This is a genomic window from Sarcina sp. DSM 11001 (assembly GCF_900101015.1).
Classification (GTDB): domain Bacteria; phylum Bacillota; class Clostridia; order Lachnospirales; family Lachnospiraceae; genus CAG-791.
Map to the genome: position 1 here is coordinate 1 of NZ_FNFZ01000014.1, position 15,701 is coordinate 15,701.

Annotated in this window: 19 protein-coding genes and 1 pseudogene; 5 read left to right on the plus strand and 15 right to left on the minus strand. The window is 49.0% G+C overall.

Features of this window, described 5'->3' with window-relative positions; genetic code table 11:
* Positions 1 to 577 precede the first annotated feature (577 nt).
* The 3 genes from BLT02_RS08780 (at position 578) to BLT02_RS08790 (ending at position 3,444) form a co-directional block, all read left to right on the plus strand.
* Positions 578 to 799: a hypothetical protein gene (locus BLT02_RS08780; RefSeq protein ID WP_092993929.1), complete on the plus strand. Its 222-nt coding sequence runs from the start codon at positions 578 to 580 to the stop codon at positions 797 to 799.
* Positions 783 to 2,381, plus strand: a complete 1,599-nt coding sequence (locus BLT02_RS08785) for a fibronectin type III domain-containing protein (protein WP_139187509.1) — start codon at positions 783 to 785, stop codon at positions 2,379 to 2,381. Before BLT02_RS08780 ends, BLT02_RS08785 begins: the two co-directional genes overlap by 17 nt.
* 238 nt (positions 2,382 to 2,619) lie before the next feature.
* Positions 2,620 to 3,444: an HAD family hydrolase gene (locus tag BLT02_RS08790; RefSeq protein ID WP_092993935.1), complete on the plus strand. Its 825-nt coding sequence runs from the start codon at positions 2,620 to 2,622 to the stop codon at positions 3,442 to 3,444.
* Positions 3,445 to 3,706: 262 nt separating this feature from the next.
* On the opposite strand, the gene BLT02_RS18235 is transcribed toward BLT02_RS08790, so the two are convergent.
* The 15 genes and pseudogenes from BLT02_RS18235 to BLT02_RS08870 all read right to left on the minus strand — a co-directional run bounded on the left by BLT02_RS18235 (position 3,707) and on the right by BLT02_RS08870 (position 13,704).
* A complete protein-coding gene (locus BLT02_RS18235) occupies positions 3,707 to 4,792 on the minus strand; it encodes a GNAT family N-acetyltransferase (protein ID WP_347474923.1) in 1,086 nt (361 codons plus the stop codon).
* Entirely contained in the window at positions 4,789 to 5,400 is a 612-nt protein-coding gene (locus tag BLT02_RS08805; RefSeq protein WP_092993938.1) for a helix-turn-helix domain-containing protein, read from the minus strand. The genes BLT02_RS18235 and BLT02_RS08805 overlap by 4 nt, the downstream gene beginning before the upstream one ends.
* Positions 5,387 to 6,079: a phosphatase PAP2 family protein gene (locus BLT02_RS08810; protein WP_092993941.1), complete on the minus strand. Its 693-nt coding sequence runs from the start codon at positions 6,077 to 6,079 to the stop codon at positions 5,387 to 5,389. The genes BLT02_RS08805 and BLT02_RS08810 overlap by 14 nt, the downstream gene beginning before the upstream one ends.
* A gap of 112 nt (positions 6,080 to 6,191) precedes the next feature.
* Positions 6,192 to 6,308 (minus strand): annotated as a pseudogene (locus tag BLT02_RS08815) (MerR family DNA-binding transcriptional regulator); the annotation flags it as partial.
* A gap of 150 nt (positions 6,309 to 6,458) precedes the next feature.
* Complete coding sequence (locus BLT02_RS08820; RefSeq protein WP_092994163.1) at positions 6,459 to 6,797, minus strand: DUF3795 domain-containing protein; 339 nt, start codon at positions 6,795 to 6,797, stop codon at positions 6,459 to 6,461.
* Between the two features lie 244 nt (positions 6,798 to 7,041).
* Positions 7,042 to 7,545, minus strand: coding sequence for a cysteine hydrolase family protein (locus BLT02_RS08825; RefSeq protein ID WP_092993944.1), 504 nt, complete (start codon positions 7,543 to 7,545; stop codon positions 7,042 to 7,044).
* Positions 7,546 to 7,695: 150 nt separating this feature from the next.
* Positions 7,696 to 8,199, minus strand: coding sequence for a GyrI-like domain-containing protein (locus BLT02_RS08830; RefSeq protein WP_092993947.1), 504 nt, complete (start codon positions 8,197 to 8,199; stop codon positions 7,696 to 7,698).
* 88 nt (positions 8,200 to 8,287) lie between these two features.
* On the minus strand, positions 8,288 to 9,181 hold the full coding sequence (locus tag BLT02_RS08835) for a class I SAM-dependent methyltransferase (RefSeq protein ID WP_092993950.1): 894 nt from the start codon (positions 9,179 to 9,181) through the stop codon (positions 8,288 to 8,290).
* Positions 9,174 to 9,689 carry a CDP-alcohol phosphatidyltransferase family protein gene (locus BLT02_RS08840; RefSeq protein ID WP_092993953.1) on the minus strand — a complete coding sequence of 172 codons (516 nt, stop codon included), beginning with the start codon at positions 9,687 to 9,689 and terminating at the stop codon, positions 9,174 to 9,176. Before BLT02_RS08840 ends, BLT02_RS08835 begins: the two co-directional genes overlap by 8 nt.
* Positions 9,689 to 10,096 carry a YjdF family protein gene (locus BLT02_RS08845; RefSeq protein ID WP_092993956.1) on the minus strand — a complete coding sequence of 136 codons (408 nt, stop codon included), beginning with the start codon at positions 10,094 to 10,096 and terminating at the stop codon, positions 9,689 to 9,691. The genes BLT02_RS08840 and BLT02_RS08845 overlap by 1 nt, the downstream gene beginning before the upstream one ends.
* Before the next feature lie 23 nt (positions 10,097 to 10,119).
* On the minus strand, positions 10,120 to 10,737 hold the full coding sequence (locus BLT02_RS08850) for an alpha/beta fold hydrolase (protein WP_092993959.1): 618 nt from the start codon (positions 10,735 to 10,737) through the stop codon (positions 10,120 to 10,122).
* Between the two features lie 108 nt (positions 10,738 to 10,845).
* On the minus strand, positions 10,846 to 11,469 hold the full coding sequence (locus BLT02_RS18100) for a TetR/AcrR family transcriptional regulator (RefSeq protein WP_092993963.1): 624 nt from the start codon (positions 11,467 to 11,469) through the stop codon (positions 10,846 to 10,848).
* Positions 11,470 to 11,548: 79 nt separating this feature from the next.
* Positions 11,549 to 12,319 (minus strand): 2-hydroxy-6-oxo-6-phenylhexa-2,4-dienoate hydrolase, encoded by a 771-nt coding sequence (locus BLT02_RS08860; protein WP_242869748.1) that lies wholly within the window; start codon positions 12,317 to 12,319, stop codon positions 11,549 to 11,551.
* Between the two features lie 97 nt (positions 12,320 to 12,416).
* On the minus strand, positions 12,417 to 13,097 hold the full coding sequence (locus tag BLT02_RS08865; protein WP_092993967.1) for a class I SAM-dependent methyltransferase: 681 nt from the start codon (positions 13,095 to 13,097) through the stop codon (positions 12,417 to 12,419).
* A complete protein-coding gene (locus BLT02_RS08870; protein ID WP_092993970.1) occupies positions 13,063 to 13,704 on the minus strand; it encodes a class I SAM-dependent methyltransferase in 642 nt (213 codons plus the stop codon). The genes BLT02_RS08865 and BLT02_RS08870 overlap by 35 nt, the downstream gene beginning before the upstream one ends.
* 380 nt (positions 13,705 to 14,084) lie before the next feature.
* On the opposite strand from BLT02_RS08870, the gene BLT02_RS08875 reads away from it, so the two are divergent.
* Together BLT02_RS08875 and BLT02_RS08880 are read left to right on the plus strand one after the other, a co-directional pair.
* On the plus strand, positions 14,085 to 14,786 hold the full coding sequence (locus tag BLT02_RS08875; protein ID WP_092993973.1) for a DUF3990 domain-containing protein: 702 nt from the start codon (positions 14,085 to 14,087) through the stop codon (positions 14,784 to 14,786).
* Between the two features lie 97 nt (positions 14,787 to 14,883).
* Positions 14,884 to 15,519, plus strand: a complete 636-nt coding sequence (locus tag BLT02_RS08880) for a helix-turn-helix domain-containing protein (protein WP_092993976.1) — start codon at positions 14,884 to 14,886, stop codon at positions 15,517 to 15,519.
* Positions 15,520 to 15,701: the final 182 nt, after the last annotated feature.

Genomic DNA, 15,701 nt, shown 5'->3' on the forward strand with positions numbered 1-15,701 from the left:
GGCTTCTTAAACGACCACAGCGGACAGTTCGCGTGGATCCCGTTCGACTGCAAGGAGGGCTTCTCCTGCGTTCTATGCACCCATAAAGAAGACCAGAGAGACAGTCTGAAAACCTTCCTTGATATCCTGAAAAAGCTTTACTCGGACGCGGTTGCGTTCCCACTGTAAAGAGCAAAAAAATAAGCCCGGGAGAATAACGATGAATAAATACAGATTTACTCATCTTACCCCCACCAAGGCTGAAGTTGTTTAGAGGATTTGAAAAAAAGATTCTGAAGAACACATCTTCAAGACTCACTCGCGGGTATTGCGCGATGAAGAATAAATACCAGATGATCAGGACAGGAAAAACATAGTACCGCTGTCTTCACAGTTAAATTGTGGTATACTCGAAGAATCAGGCTTGCCTATAATTTCGTATTCACCTGCACGGTTTTTCATCGTGTATTATCATCGAACGGAGGCACTTTCCGCCGGCGTTACCTCCAGCTGTATTGTATAGGTTTCATTATGGATAAAAATGAACTGATCGAAACAATAAATTACAGTGCCATCAAGACAAAGAAAGGATAGCATAATGAAGAAGTTTTTCGTATTGATCGCGATGCTGACACTGATGCTCTGCGGTGCTTCAGGAGTTGCTTACGCAGACGAGGCAGAACCTGAAGCAGAGCGCACGGTCATGCTGTATTTATGCGGCTCTAATCTGGAGACCAGCGCCGGAATGGCGACCTATAATCTGGAACAGATCCTGCGTGCGAACTACAGCAGCAGTATTGCTGGTGTTCGAACAAAATGAGTTGGTCTCGGTCGCTTTTGCGACGGAGACCGGCGGCTATCGTGAGATCGAGACGAAGGATCTTCTCGGGGAGATCAGCCTTATCACTTCAAAGTATGAGACGCTGTTCGACGCGAATATCCCTATCAGCAGCACGTCTTTCACCGTCAGCGCGGACAATGCGGGCAGTATCTCCCTGAAGTATATGGACATCAGTGAAATCAGTGACATCGCGGATACGGATGGGGACGGAGATGCTCTGCATGACACTCTTGCAGTAAAAGACTTCTACGATACCCATATCGATATCACCGATAAGGCAGAGGAAGCTGACAGCCTGCCGGAACTCACCGATGTGAAATTGACATCCGTAAACAGGGCGGTCTACAACGGAACGGACCAGACGCCTGAGGTCGTCTGCGACGGAAAAACACTGACAGCAGGCACCGATTATGAACTGATTCGTTTAGGCGGCAGTGATGCATTCAAAAATGCAGGCGAGTACTCCATCCTCCTGCTAGGAAAAGGGGACTATACCGGAGGGGCGATCACCTCCTTCATCATCGACAGGGCGGCGCTTGCCTCTGCCGATGTGACGCTTGCTTCCGACACCTATACCTATAACGGGAGATCCCAGAAACCTGCCGTCACAGTAAAACACGGCGGAAAGAAACTCGTCCCCGGAACGGATTACTCCGTAACCTACAGCGACAACGTCCACGCGGGGACCGCGTCGGTGAAGGTCTCCGGCAAGGGCAACTATAAGGGAACGGTCACGAAGAAATTCACCATTGCAAAGGCTGACCAGTCGATCAGGCTGACCGTGGATGCCACAAAGATCGACGTCGGAAAAACAACAGCCATCAAAGTCTCCGGCACAAAGGGAAGCATCTCGTTCAAGTCTGCATCCGACAGTCTGGCTGCTGTTAAAATGAAGGACAGCAAGACCGGCACTGTCAAGGCCGTCAAGGTCGGCAAGGTCAAGATCACGGTGACCGCGGCGAAGACATCCGACTTCAACGCCGTCTCCAAAGCTGTCACCATCAGAGTTGTCCCCGCCGCAACATCTACGTTTAAAGCGGATAACCAGGCTGCCGGCATCAGGCTGACCTGGAAGAAGGTCGCCGGCGCGAACGCTTACTTCATCTTCCGCGGCAACACCCAGATCGTGGCCATCAGAGATGGCGCCACCGTAACCTACACGGACAAGAAGGCCACTGCCAACGGGGCAAAGTATGTCTACAAGATCATCGCCAGCGCCTCTGTTACCGGCAGGAGCACGCACTCAGCGAGCGTTACGGCTTACCGGATGGACAGACCGGCGATCAGTTCTCTGGCCAACAGCGGAACAGGAAAGATGACGGTCAACTGGGGCAAAAACGCCAAAGCGACCGGCTATCAGGTCCAGTACTGTCCGGACAAGACCTTTAAGACCGGGAACAAGTCGGCGACCATTTCGGGCGCTTCAACAGTGTCCAAAGCGATCGCCGGCCTCACAAAGGGCAAGACCTATTACGTCCGGATCCGCACATTCAAGACCGTGGACAGCACCAAATACTTCTCTGCCTGGTGCCCAGTCAAGAGCGTGAAGATCACAAAATAAGGTAAAAAACAGGGTTTTTACGGCCTGCAAAACAAGGGAACGCAGGGCTTGTCAAACACCTGGAAAAAGCTGATAACCGGAATGATTTCATGGATTATGACACAGCATTGTCGATCTTCCAATGGATAGTACAGGAAAGATATCTTGAACAGTATGCCATTCAATAAAAGCATATGATAATATACTCTTATAAGCCTGTCAGGCAAACAGGGATTTAACAAGAAAGGGTTAAAAGCTTATGATCAAACTAATCGCCAGTGACATCGACGGAACCCTGGTAAAGGAGGGTTCCCATGAAATCGACCCTGCATACTACGATGTGATCGGGGAACTCAAGGAGGCGGGGATCATCTTCTGCGCCTGCAGCGGGCGGCAGTACCACAGTATGATGGAACTCTTCAAACCGGTCGCGGACGACATTTATTTCATCGCATCCAACGGAACTGTCATCCGCACCAGGGACCGCGTCCTGCACAGCTGGAAGATCGATCCGGAACTGTATCTGCCGCTCGTCGAGCGGCTGCGCACCATAGAGGGCGCAGAGATCGTCGTCGAAGGCCCGGACGTCAGCTGGATCGAGGGAACCGAAACACCTGTAGCCAGGATGATGAGCAATAATTACCGCTACGCCGTCGAGAACGTTGATGACCTGACTGCGATCCCGACTGACAACATCATCAAAATAGCGGTTCATCACCCCAATGTGGAGAAGGCAACCAGAGGACTTGACCAGTCCATCCGCGCCAGAAATCTGTCCATGACAATCTCTGGAGCTGAGTGGCTGGATATCTTTGCCAAAGAGGCCGGTAAGGGCGAAGCCTTCGCACTCCTGCAGGAATATCTCGGAATCGGTCAGGAGGAGACAGTGTATTTCGGAGACAACCTGAATGATCTCCCTGCCTTCCATGAGGCAGGTGTTGCTGCAACTGTAGCAAATGCCCGTTCTGAGATGCAGGACGCGGCGGACATCGTCGAGCGTTCCTTCTCCGACCTGGGCGTCCTGAAGGAACTCCGTCATATCCTGGATCTGCACAAAAGGTTCGAGGCACAGGGAAAACTGTAAATTGCTCAAACACAAAAATAACCTCCCGGTCTTCATAGGCCGGGAGATCTTTTCTCTTTCGGCGTCTCCGTTGCTTTACTTTTTTGAAACATGCGTGACCTTGTCTTTATACAGCACGTCGGTTGCTTCTTATCTTCCCCTGTATGGGTGATCTATCTCTCCGGGATTGTCTCTGTCGCCTTTCGTCACATATGCAATGAAAGAAGCTATGGGCACCAAAAGGGACGGTTCTTTTGTTTCCGTCCCCTTGTTTACATTACGTTTATCCAAAAATCTGTCCGGGCAGCTTTTGCTTCTCCTTTGGCGGGAATCCTTTGTCAAACTCCTCCACGTCATTATCGTTCACGTAATATCCCTGCGGCGTCTGGTACACTCCGGTGATGCCTTCCAGATATCCCGGATTCAGTTCTTTGCAAAGAAAGAAGGAAGAATCCGCATCCTCCGGAAGGTCATGATACCGGATCCCGAACTTACTCGCGTAGTCAAAGCCGCTCTTGCCATAGAAGCCTATATTACCCTCAAAGAGAACAGCTCCAAAGCCCATCCTGGCAGCTTTCTCCAAAGAGTAGTCCAGTAAAGCCTTTCCGAACCCCCTGCGCTTCAGTTCCGGTGTGATTCCGATCGGCCCCATCGTAAGAACTGGAATTGTCCTGCCGTCATCCGCTTCTATGATCGTCTTCATGAACATATTCTGTCCGATCAGCTCTCCGTCCATTTCCATGACGAAATCCAGCTCTTTCATGAATGCAGGATCATCCCGGAGTACATGAATTACGTAATGCTCACTGCATCCCGGACGGTAAACATTCCAGAAAGATTCCCTTACCAGGTTTTCGACCGCTCTGTAATCTTCTTTTTTCTCTAGTCGTATCAAATAATTCTTTGTATTCATCGTTGTTTTCCTCACAATATATCTGGGGCCTTCCTCACCAATCTCACCGGTTGGTCTGAAGCCGCACTTCATTAATACTCTCTCCGATGCCGAATTCTCCGGACTTGTTTCTGCTTCTGCGGCGTTTACCTCCGGATGCCGAAACACCCATTGCAGCGCCAGTTTTACCGCTTCCGTGGCAAAGCCCTGTCCCCGGTATTCTTCCAGAATGCCATATCCAATCTCAGGGTTACAGTCAGCTTTTATGCCCTTAAAGCAGAGATCCCCGATATGCGATCCATCTGTTTTCTCTATTATCCACATTGCATACCATTCCCATTGCTCCGGGTGATTAAGACAGCCTTCAAGCATTTCTTCATACGCCTTCCGGGTGTCTTCGTCCGCCTCAGCAGCAATGTTCTTCTCCATCTGTTCCCTGCTCGCAGGATAGATTCTGATCCGCTCCGATTCCATCATGATACCCCTTTTCCTTTCCCAATCAGCAGCCCCTTCACGACCAGCATAGCCAAACACAGGATGCCCGCATACGGCTGCCGGGTCATGATGAAAACCGCTGCTCCCGTTATAGATAACACCATTCCGGTGACGAGCCGGTGATGATTCCAGACTGGTTTGTCAAAACGGCCGATGATGATCCCGCAAATCCCGTTCAAAACCGTCACACCGATCAAGACCGCAAACACGATTCTAATCCAGGAACTGAGGCCTGTGCTCTCAAACAATGTTACCGAAGCCGGAGTATCCGCACTGTTTCCAAACACCGGTAAAAACAACAAAAGCACCATAAGGGTATCCAATGTGCAGCAGATCAAAGAGATATATTTATCGATGCACGCCCTCTTTTCGTCTTCTGCGGCAATAATGATCTCTTCTGAGCAGATCAGGTCATCGATCGTTACCGAAAAGTATCTGGAAATCTCTTTCAGGGAATCCAGATTCGGATATCCCCTCCCGGATTCCCATTTGGAGATTGCCGTCCTTGAAACAAACAGAGCCTCAGCCAGTTGTTCCTGCGTAAGCCCCTTATTCTTTCGTAGTTCCTGCAGTTTTTCATTGAACTCCATTTACAGACTCCCCCGGGTGTTGTTTTGCTCTTTTCCCGTCAGCAAGAAGAACAGATGACCGATAAAGAAAAAACAAACCTGTACTCAATAGTATCGAACCGACAATATCACTTGCCCAGTGGACGCCGGATATCAGTCTTCCGATAACCATAAATATTGAAAAAGCAATCACGAACACCGCAGTCACTCTTCTGATCAGCGAATTTTCAACTCTCCTGTCCACTTGGAACTGCAGTGTCGGCATGACGCTCAGCACCAACAGTGTGGTAGACGACGGATAGGATGCCTCCAGGTGTCCTTCTATCAGGATCGGCCTGTAGTTAACCGGTACCATCTCAAAGAACAGGTATCCAAATATGACCAGAACATAGTAAATGCCCAGCAGGATGATATCCGGATCGACCCGCAGAAGGCTCTTTCTCCTGATCAACTGCACAAATCCCAGCATACCAAAGCACAGACAGATAAAGATTGGTACAAGTCCCAGCCAGTCCGTGATCGTATAAATCGTCATATGTACACCGGTCAGCTGATGAAACCACACATTGAAAGCGGCAAAACCTATCCTTGTTCCATTCTGCCCAACCGCCTGCACATCAATGCATTGGATCATGACAGTCCACAGGGCAAACGCACCGATTAACCCGCCTCCATTCAGCAGATCTCTTTTTTCCTTCATATTCCCTTCGTCCTTTCAAAAAGTATTGCCTGTCGGCAATCCGAAAGTAGCAGAGACCCATAAAGAAGGAAAGAAACGTACTGTCACATCAATGATACGATTCGTGTCATGCCTGGAAATCCGTGAAGCGATCGATCTTGGCTGGTTTCAATAGGCCGATCTCATCATAGTGGCGGAGCATTCTGACGCTGACTCTGGACAGTTTCGAAAATTCTCCTATTTTCAGCATGGCGGTACCTCCTGTTGCTGTTTTTTGAGCTCACGTCAAGCTTAATGCCTGCCACAGTGTGAGAGTCAAGGGCATACTTTCACTTTTTTTACTTTCTCCCGGCGAAGAACCATCCCAAAGTATTTAATTCCGCTAATATCCATATTGCTATTATTCTTGCTCTTTCAGCCTGCGAAGTGCATCCGCATTGTTTCCTGTGATCATCGAAAGCTTTTCACAGGAATTCATTTCCGGACATTCACCGCACGTCTCCATCTGTTTTCCCATTGCGCACTGCCGGATCGGGCACAGGGAATCGCAGTACGGTGTTTTCACTCCCGGGACCCGGCATCCGGAGCAGTTGATCATCTCAGCCGTAATCTCCACGCCGTTCAACTCTGACCACTCTCTGGCGACTCGCTGACGCAGTGCGTCATTGTTATTCACGGTTGCGAGACGGGCTTGGCACGCCTCACAGTCCAGACCGCAATATGCAGTATATTCATTCATATCCGATATTCTCCTCAGTGCGCAAGTTGTTTCGTAACCTTCTTTACCGGCGGGTTCTCCTGTCCTGATCAGATAGCCTTCCTGAATTGCGGCGTATGTTGCTGCAGCACAGACGACAATCGCAAAGTATTTCAAGGGGAAAACGGGTATCGTCAACGGCAGTAGAAACAGCAGACCCATCGGATGTCCCATCCTTCGCTCGGAAACTTCTTTCTCATGACCGATTTCATAAACAGACGGTACATTAAATAGGCGAAGGGCAGTTTTGCCAATCATTCAGCGTCCCGATCTCGCAGCCCTTATCTGCGTAATAGGCAAGCATCTCGGGCATCTTCTTCAGATTGTAGCTCGTCACGCAATCGGATATGACATGCACCGTATAGCCCGCTCTGGCCATATTGAAGCAAGTGGATTTCACGCAGGCTGTAGCATCCGCGCCGGTGATATAAAACTCGTCGATTCCGTTTTCCCGGATGTACTCCGAGAAATCTCCGCTGGTCAGCGCATTGGACTTTGTTTTAACAAAGATATGGTTCGACACCACCTTCAGTTCCGGAGCAAGTTCCGCACCCCTGGTATTTGGTTTGAATGTCCGCGTACCAGGGGACAGATTGTTGTGCTTGATATAGATAACCGTCATTTCCAGCTCCACAGCCCAGTCAATGGCAGCATTGATATTGTCGATGATATCCCTGTAGTGCTTCGTAATGTCGTTCTGGATGTCGATTACGACAAGAGCTTTACTCATTACAACCGTACCTCCTTGCACCAAAAGGGACGTGCACCAAAAGGGACGGTCCTTTTGTTTCCGTCCCCGTGTGTATTTTGTCCCTATGTTTATTTTGTCCCTATGTTTATTTCGAAACAAAAGGACCGTCCCCGTGTTCATCCCCCGTGTTCATCCGCAGCTGATTGGCACCCAGATCCCGCATTCGTAATCCGGCGACTGCGGATTCCCGGCGGAGTACACCTCCAGTGTTGCGTTTCCATTTGCGTGGTACTTCTGCCCTTCATTCGGGAACCACTCCTGCCAGACCGCCGTATTCAGCGTCTGCAGGGAATCCGGCATCGGTCCTTTGGTTGTAAAAACCGCCCACTCGCTTGCCGGGAAAGAGTACAGTTCCAGTCCTTCCGGAACGTCTCCGCCCTGATACAGACCTGCGATCCAGTATGTAAACGCATTTTCAGAGTCTGCGCAGATTGAAAACAGGCCGATCCTGTTTTCAAGGATCGCTTTCTCCACAGCATTCTCCGGCTTCATCGTCTGCCAGAGCCGTGCATATTTTGCCGCGTATTCTTTGTCCCAGAATTCCGGACATTTCTGATAAGCTTCCTCCGGACGGATCTCCGTATGGTATCCGATCAAGGTCATTGCGTCTTTCTTTTCGTAAGTTACGTTCATGTTTTTCCTCCCCGATTATTTGAGATACAGTAACGCTGGATTCTGCCGCATTTACTCAATCCCCGGATAGCCTTCAAATTCATCGTTTTCAGCCTGCAAAGTTCTTCACGGCGAGACAATAGCCTACGCCTTCCGGAGCTGTCATGCTACGCTCTGCGTTTTTTTGGTTGTATTCCCGGAAAAAAGCTTCCGTCGCCTCGGCTGCATTCATGTGTTCGTAAATCAGGAATCCCGCTTTCGAAAGCAATGCTTCCATTTCATCATAGCAATACTTCGCTTTCATCGGTTCGCCCGCCGCAGCAGCAAGCTCCCGGCTGCGCCGGCTCTCCGCACCGCCTTTTGTGAGTGGATAGTCAAAGCAGATGGCCGACCCTTCACACGCAGCCGAAGAGATCGACCCTATAAGACACCCCCACTCCTCTTTTGAAAGATAATAGCTGATACCGAGCAGGCTTCCGAAGGACGGCTTATTGCAGTCAAAGCCCCTGTTAAACAATTCTTCCTTCCAGGACGGTTGGGATAAATCGCACCCTATGTATTCAACCTGACAAGACGGCCGGGTGCCGGTCTGTTTTATGCGGCGCATCTTGTCTTCAATCATTTCAGACCTGTCCAGCTCATAGATTTTCAACTCCTTATGCTGATTTCGCAGAGAAAATGTATCATACCCACAAGCATACAGCACTACCTGTCCGCACCCGATTCTTACTGCATTCCCGATTGCACGCTCACAAAACGCACTACGGGCCAGAACAGATGGTGCAAGCTGATGGTCAACAATGTACCGCAGAGCTTCTTCCCGGGTTCCATGGAACTCAGGAGCAAAGAAGGTAATGCCCTGGCTCATATTTTGCGAAATCGCGGTATATTCCTCATCCGTCAGCATTTTCTCTGCGAAAGGATCCGAAAACACCCGGGTATCGTTGTTTATATAGTGGTACGCCCTTGCAAAGGTGCTGACAAGCGCGGTCATACTATCCATGCCCGTATCCTCCTTTACCAGTGAGTTCTCCTGTCCTGATCAGATAGCCTTCCTGAATTGCGGCGTATGTTGCTGCAGCACAGACGACAATGGCAAAGTATTTCAGCGGGAAAACAGGAATCGTCAGCGGCAATAGAAACAGCAGAAGGCCTGTTGCTTTGTTCATCGCCGAATGGACTGCCACAAATGTTTTCTGCACGACAAATCCGGAAATGATATTTATAACCTTGATAAGGGCAATGAGTCCGATCCATACATACAGCCAAATCGGAATACGTATCACCGGCAGCAGCTTGATCAGGCTCACGATCACAAACACATAATCTGCTATCGTATCCAGCCTTGCCCCAAACCTGCTGGCCGTATTTGTTTTCCTCGCCATGAATCCGTCAAGCATATCAGACGACCCGGCCATCATGTAAAACACATAAAAGGCAGGCGAAAAGGCCGGACAGAACAGCAGGACTATACTGGCTGCCATTCTGAAGATCGTTATTGCGTTTGCCATCAATGTCCCCGTTTCTTTTCCTTTTTCTTCGCCTGTTTCATTTCAAATCGGCGCTGCGCCTCCATCTCCCGTTCTTCCCGGCTGGTCTGTCTGCGCTCCTTTTTCATTTCTTCCCGCTGTCTTTGAAGAGCCTGCTGAGATTTCGTCCCTATACCCATGTTCTCCAGCTGCTTTCTCGCATTCCGGCTTCTTCTTTTGGGATTGTCGGCCGCCTGTCTTATTTCTGTTTCGATAGCCTGACTGAAGACCAGTTCAAAGTAGTGCTGCAGGACGTATTCCAAGACCTCATAATCCTTTGGCTCCACGCCGAAAGTCACTTTACATACAGACAGCTTTCCATCCTCGATACGTTCAAAAACACCAACCCAGAAAGGATTTTCAAAGAATACTTTCAGACTCGCTTTCATTGCTCCAAATTACATATCGCTCTTCACGATGGCAGCGTACTGCTCCTTCCTTCTATGATCCAATGATCCAGAAATCGCATCTGCTCATCCGTATGGAACCAGTGCTCTCCTTCTTCCATCACTGTTAATTCTGCGCTATGAGTCTTTGCAAACGCATTTATCGTTTCATGGGATGTCAGGTTATCCCGGCTGCCATACAGGATCCTGGTCGGAACTGTCCAGCAGACAGGGTGCTCACGTACATAACACAGGTACTCCCAGGACAGATCCTCGCCGAACGAAGTGGGGATCACACCTCTCTCTTCCAGTTCCTTCTCCGTTACATTGGCCCAGGACATCATGTTAAAGATCAGCTTCTCCATATCTACAATAGGGGAAATGAAGAATGCACCGCGGATCATCGCATCGATCCCGGCATTCATGCTGAAAAATGCGCCGATACTGTTGGCGATCAGTGTAATACAGTCATATTCAGTATTCATCTTAGTGACCGCCTCCCGGATTTCCTTCCCGGTTTCCCACGGTGTAAAGGTCTGATAATCCAAGCCGATTACTATGCACTCAGGAAACAATGGTTTATAGTGTTCACTCTCTCCGGCGCAGCCTCCCTTGCCGGGGATATACAATACTAATTTTTTCATCGCCGATCCCTCCCCGGCGTCCTATCGTTCGTTAGCCTAATGCGTGAAAGAAAACCGGTCAGCCGTCTCCGGTCTGCCCGGCTATTTTAAAACCTCATTCAAAAGGATTCATTTCCGATAGATTTCAAAAAACTGCATTACATGTTTCCTGACCAGTTCCATTACTTCGTCTTCCCGCTCCGGTTCACGGTCGCACAGGTTGATCCAGACGGTGATCGGGGACGAAAACTGCGCAGCCATAATCTCGGTGTCTGCATTTTTCAAGGTTCCTTGGCGGATCAGAAAGCGCATCATTCCCATAAAATAGTTCAGCACATCTTCATAGTTCTGCTTGGTCTGGAGTTCCGCCAGTTCTTCATTGCGGAACTGCTCAATCATGAGCAATTTTCTGCCCTTGCTGATGTGAGGATCATGCAGGATATAGCGCATCTGTCCCTGTATGAGTTTTGCCACATCTTCTGCAGTCATACCGGTCTTATCTTTTATGAATTCCGGATCATCCCAGTCAGCGCGTACAAAAATCGAATGGTCTGCATATCCTTTGAGAACGGTTTCGACAACAGTATCCAGAATATCCTGCTTATTGGCAAAGTGGCTGTAAAGGGATGCCTTACGGATACCTACCGCATCGGCGAGCTGCGAGATACTGGTTGCTTCATATCCGTTGACAGCGAACAGGTCAAGCGCTGCCTCCAATATTTCTTCCCGTGTATTGCTCTTTTCCATGCTCATCGCCCTTTTCCAAAATAGTAGTAATGCTGAATTACACTTCCATTATGCCTAACGTTCGTTCGTTAGTCAATAGCTTTTTTCATTCTGCCGGCATCTCCATGAACTCATCAATAGCCTTCAGTACAGGAACTGTATACTGTTCATCGCCGAAAAGCCACTGTTCGTGCTGCATATCAAACTCCCGGATATCCGGATCCCTGAAATACTTCTTATATCGCCTCAGGTACTTTTCGCCCATCTTGTTCGCATAGATGAAATGCACTTTTGTGCCTTCTACATGAATGTCATCCTTCAGGTGCGTAAGGAGATCGGTATAGTATTCGTTCCTGATGGATTCCGGCTTGAATTTGGAAAAACAAGCCATGAACCGGTCGGCCGTCTCATCGTTCATCTTAAAAAAGCTTTTGAGCTTCTCTCTGGTTTTTGCCTTCTTCTTTTCGCTCTTTGTAAAGCTGGTCAGAAGCGGAACGACCAGTTTTGACTGCAGCCATGCACTGAATTTCCCGCTCTGATCAAGGTCAGGGCTTCCGAAAATGCCGTGATCCATGTGTACATTTTCCCTTTGGATCAGCTGTCCCACAAAGGTGCTCCCCAAGGACGAGCCGATCGCGCCGTCGATCTTTCCGTTGTAGTTGTCCTTAATATACTGCTCTATTTTCTCGGTGACCGTAATCATATCGGGGAAGATCAGGTCACTGCCGTCGAATCCGTCGTAATTGACACAGATCAGGTGATACTTCTCCCCCAGCCGCTCTAAGACTGTCCCGAAGTTCGTCTGATAATCGCAAGCCGTTCCCGGGAGCAGCATCAGTATTTTTCCGTATCTGTTTCCCATTTCATCGAATCGCAATGTCATACCTCCTATGACTTTTAATGCGCCGGTCGTTCTTTCAAAGTATTTGATTCTGCTGATCTAATGCCGGAGAGGTCATTTGACTTACAAAGTATTATTTCCTGCAGCGAAAGCACCCAATCCCTTGCACCATGGTGACTTCTGCTTCCTTGTAAAGCCCTGAGAGACGCCTGCGCAGGCTCTGCTCGGTTTCATAAGGCGGTGTGAAAAAGCCTTTCGGCTGATACAGATGCCGGATGAACCAGTCTGTCCTTTTACAGCCGCCCCGGACGTAAAAGCATCCGCAGAAAGTCCCGCCCGGCTTCAGCACCCTGAAGGTTTCACGGTAAGCGGCCTCCTTGTCCGGAAAGGCGTGAAAGCCGTTGAGGGACAGCACTATATCGAAGCTTTCATCCTCAAAGGGCAAAGCACCGACATCCCCCTGCAGGAAGTTGATATTCCTGATCCCGAGAGCCTTGGCCTTTTCCTGTGCTGACGCCATCATATTCTCCGAATAATCCAGACAGGTGATATTTGCATCCGGCAATTCCCGGTAAACAGGCATGATAAGTACACCGGTCCCGACCGGGACCTCCAGCAGCTTTCCTGAAAAGTCTTCCGGAATGCCGGACAAGGCCTTTTCAAGATATCGAAGATTTTTTTCTCCGTCCATGTTCCAGACGATCCGGCAGATCGCCTTTCCGGGAAGCGTGGAATACGTCATCATCCCGTCATAGAAGCCGGCATGACCGCCCGTCAGCTTATAGGCATTTTTTATCTGTTCTCGTCTGGTCATGATCTTTCTCCTTCGTCATGACGGCCACAGCGCAGGGAATGCGCCCGTCGGCCAATATGATCTGCACATCTGAATACCCTGCGTCCAGAAAAAACTGTCTGTAGCTGTCCACAGAAAATTGTCGTTTGAAATCCGCCCCGGCTTTTCCGACAGTAGCTGCAAATCCGCTTGTTTTTCCTTTGGAGTTTTTGTTCATATATGTCGGGATGATCAGCATTCCGCCGTCTTTGCAGACCCGGTTCAGTTCGCCCAGGGCTGTCAGCGGATTGTCCAGCAGATGGATCACGTTTCCTGCCACGACCTTATCATAGCTGCAGTCCGGAAAGGCCAGTGCGGTGATGTCAGCCTTTGAAAAAGTGATATTTTGAAAGGCAGCACAATTCTTTTCTGCCCTCTTCAGCATTTTTGCGGAGAAATCTGTCGCTGTAAGCCGCCCGCTTTTCTGTGCAATCACAACGCTGAGCAGACCGGTTCCGCAGGCACATTCCAGAACATCATCCCCGGGTTCAATCAGAACCGACACGATCTGCCTCAGCTCCTTATGTGTTTTCCTGTTGATGATATTGACAAAGACGTCATACACGACTGCCACTTGATCCCAGAACATCTACACTCTCCTTCTTGCCAGTCTCGCTAAATCAATGATGATATATTAAGCCGCATTCAGTGGAATGTTAGCGGCTCAATCCCAAAACGTCTATAGATATCATGGTTAATGTTAGGTGTCGCTAATATTTTATTCTGTGCATGCTTTTCTGTCCACACCAAGAAGAAAAAACCGGACAGCCACGCTGTGACGCAGCTTCAGATGAGTCTGTAACCGCTGATGCCATGATTGACGTATCAAGCCAATCCGAGATCACCTGCTTTATTGACAGTATGACTCTAAAGAGATATAGTGTGTTATATCTCTTTGGAGATACTTTTATGTTTTTTTCTCTTTTTTATTGACATCTCTCTCCCGGTTTTGCTTTTGGAGATACGTTTATGAAGAAAATCACACTGTATCACGGCTCTCAGCAGATTGTAGAAGCTCCTGACCTGTCTATGAGCAGGCCATACAATGACTATGGGCAGGGGTTTTATTGTACAGAACATTTCGAACTTGCAGGGGAGTGGGCAGTCTCAGAAAAATCTGATGGATACATCAATGTATATCTGATAGACATGGAAGGAATGAATGTCCTGAATCTGAACACACCGGACTTTCATCTTCTGCACTGGCTTGCTCTTCTTATGAATAACCGCAGGATCCGGCTTTCCACTCCGGTCATGCGAAAGGGTGCGGCATGGCTGAAGGAACATTATCTTATCAGTCTTGAGGGAATTGACATAGTAAAGGGATATCGTGCGGATGATTCCTATTTTTCTTTTGCAAGATCCTTTGTGAACAATGAGATTTCTCTGCAGCAGCTGGGCTCTGCCATGCATCTGGGAAAACTCGGGGAACAGATTGTCCTGAAATCTCAGGAGGCATTCCGACGGATCAATTTTGAATCCTATGAAATAGCAGATCATACTGTTTACTACATACAAAGAAGTCAGAGAGACCTTGGCGCCAGATCATCATGGCAGGAAATTCTCGAATCTGATGATCTGGATGGTCTGTATATGAGGGATTTGGTGCGGGCTGTACCCAGTGAAGAAGAACTTCTAAGGATAGCGGGTACAGCTGATTTGTGGACTTGATTTGTGAACTGAATAAAAATATCTGCACAGCGAAGCAGATTTAAGAAATGTGATTATTCTGATAACGAGTTGATCAAAATCAGGGAAAGGACTCAATATGTATGCCTATGCGCAGTGTTATCTGGACGATGCAATGAAAAATCTGGGTGAAGCAGTGGAGTACGCTGTCTGCAGATGCAGCCTGCTCCCGGACCGCTTCATGGAGATGTTCATCGCCGGCGGATTGGCTGATGGATTTGAGAAGGGCAGCCCCCGATATGTATCCGGCATGTCCGGGACAGAACTGGCATGCGAGACAATACGCCGGGCAGGTCTGTACCGGGACCTGCCCGCCGCTGTAAGTACAAATGAATATTCTGCGGAATATTGGACCGGCTGGATCCTCGCCCGTTATCAGTGGGAATGCGGACTTCGATTCCGGGACATCATCCGTTTTCTGCCTTTGAGCGACATCCTCTTCATGTACCCGGCAATGCATGAAGCCTCCGAAGAAAGATTTATATATGCGGCGGATCAGATCAGAGAGCGCAGCAGAAAGGAAGCCCGTCTGCAGCAGATCCGCCGTCTCAATGCCTGCTCTCAAAAAATGCTGTCAGAGCGCTCCGGTGTATCTCTCCGCATGATCCAGCAGTATGAGCAGGGAGCCAAGGACATAAGGAAGGCTTCCGCCTCCGGGCTGCTCGCCCTGGCGGGAACGCTTCACTGCGACATAGAAGACCTGATCTGCGGATAAACCAGTCGGCTGGTAAATGGAACAGGTAAATGGGGACGGTCCTTTTGTTTCCGTCCCCATGTTTATATTTTCGAAACGAAAGGACCGTCCCAATGTTTATTTCGAAACAAAAGGACCGTCCCCATGTTTCTGCAGTTGCATTAACGGCTTCAGTTTCCCAGTTTACCGAATCGTCCTCGAAT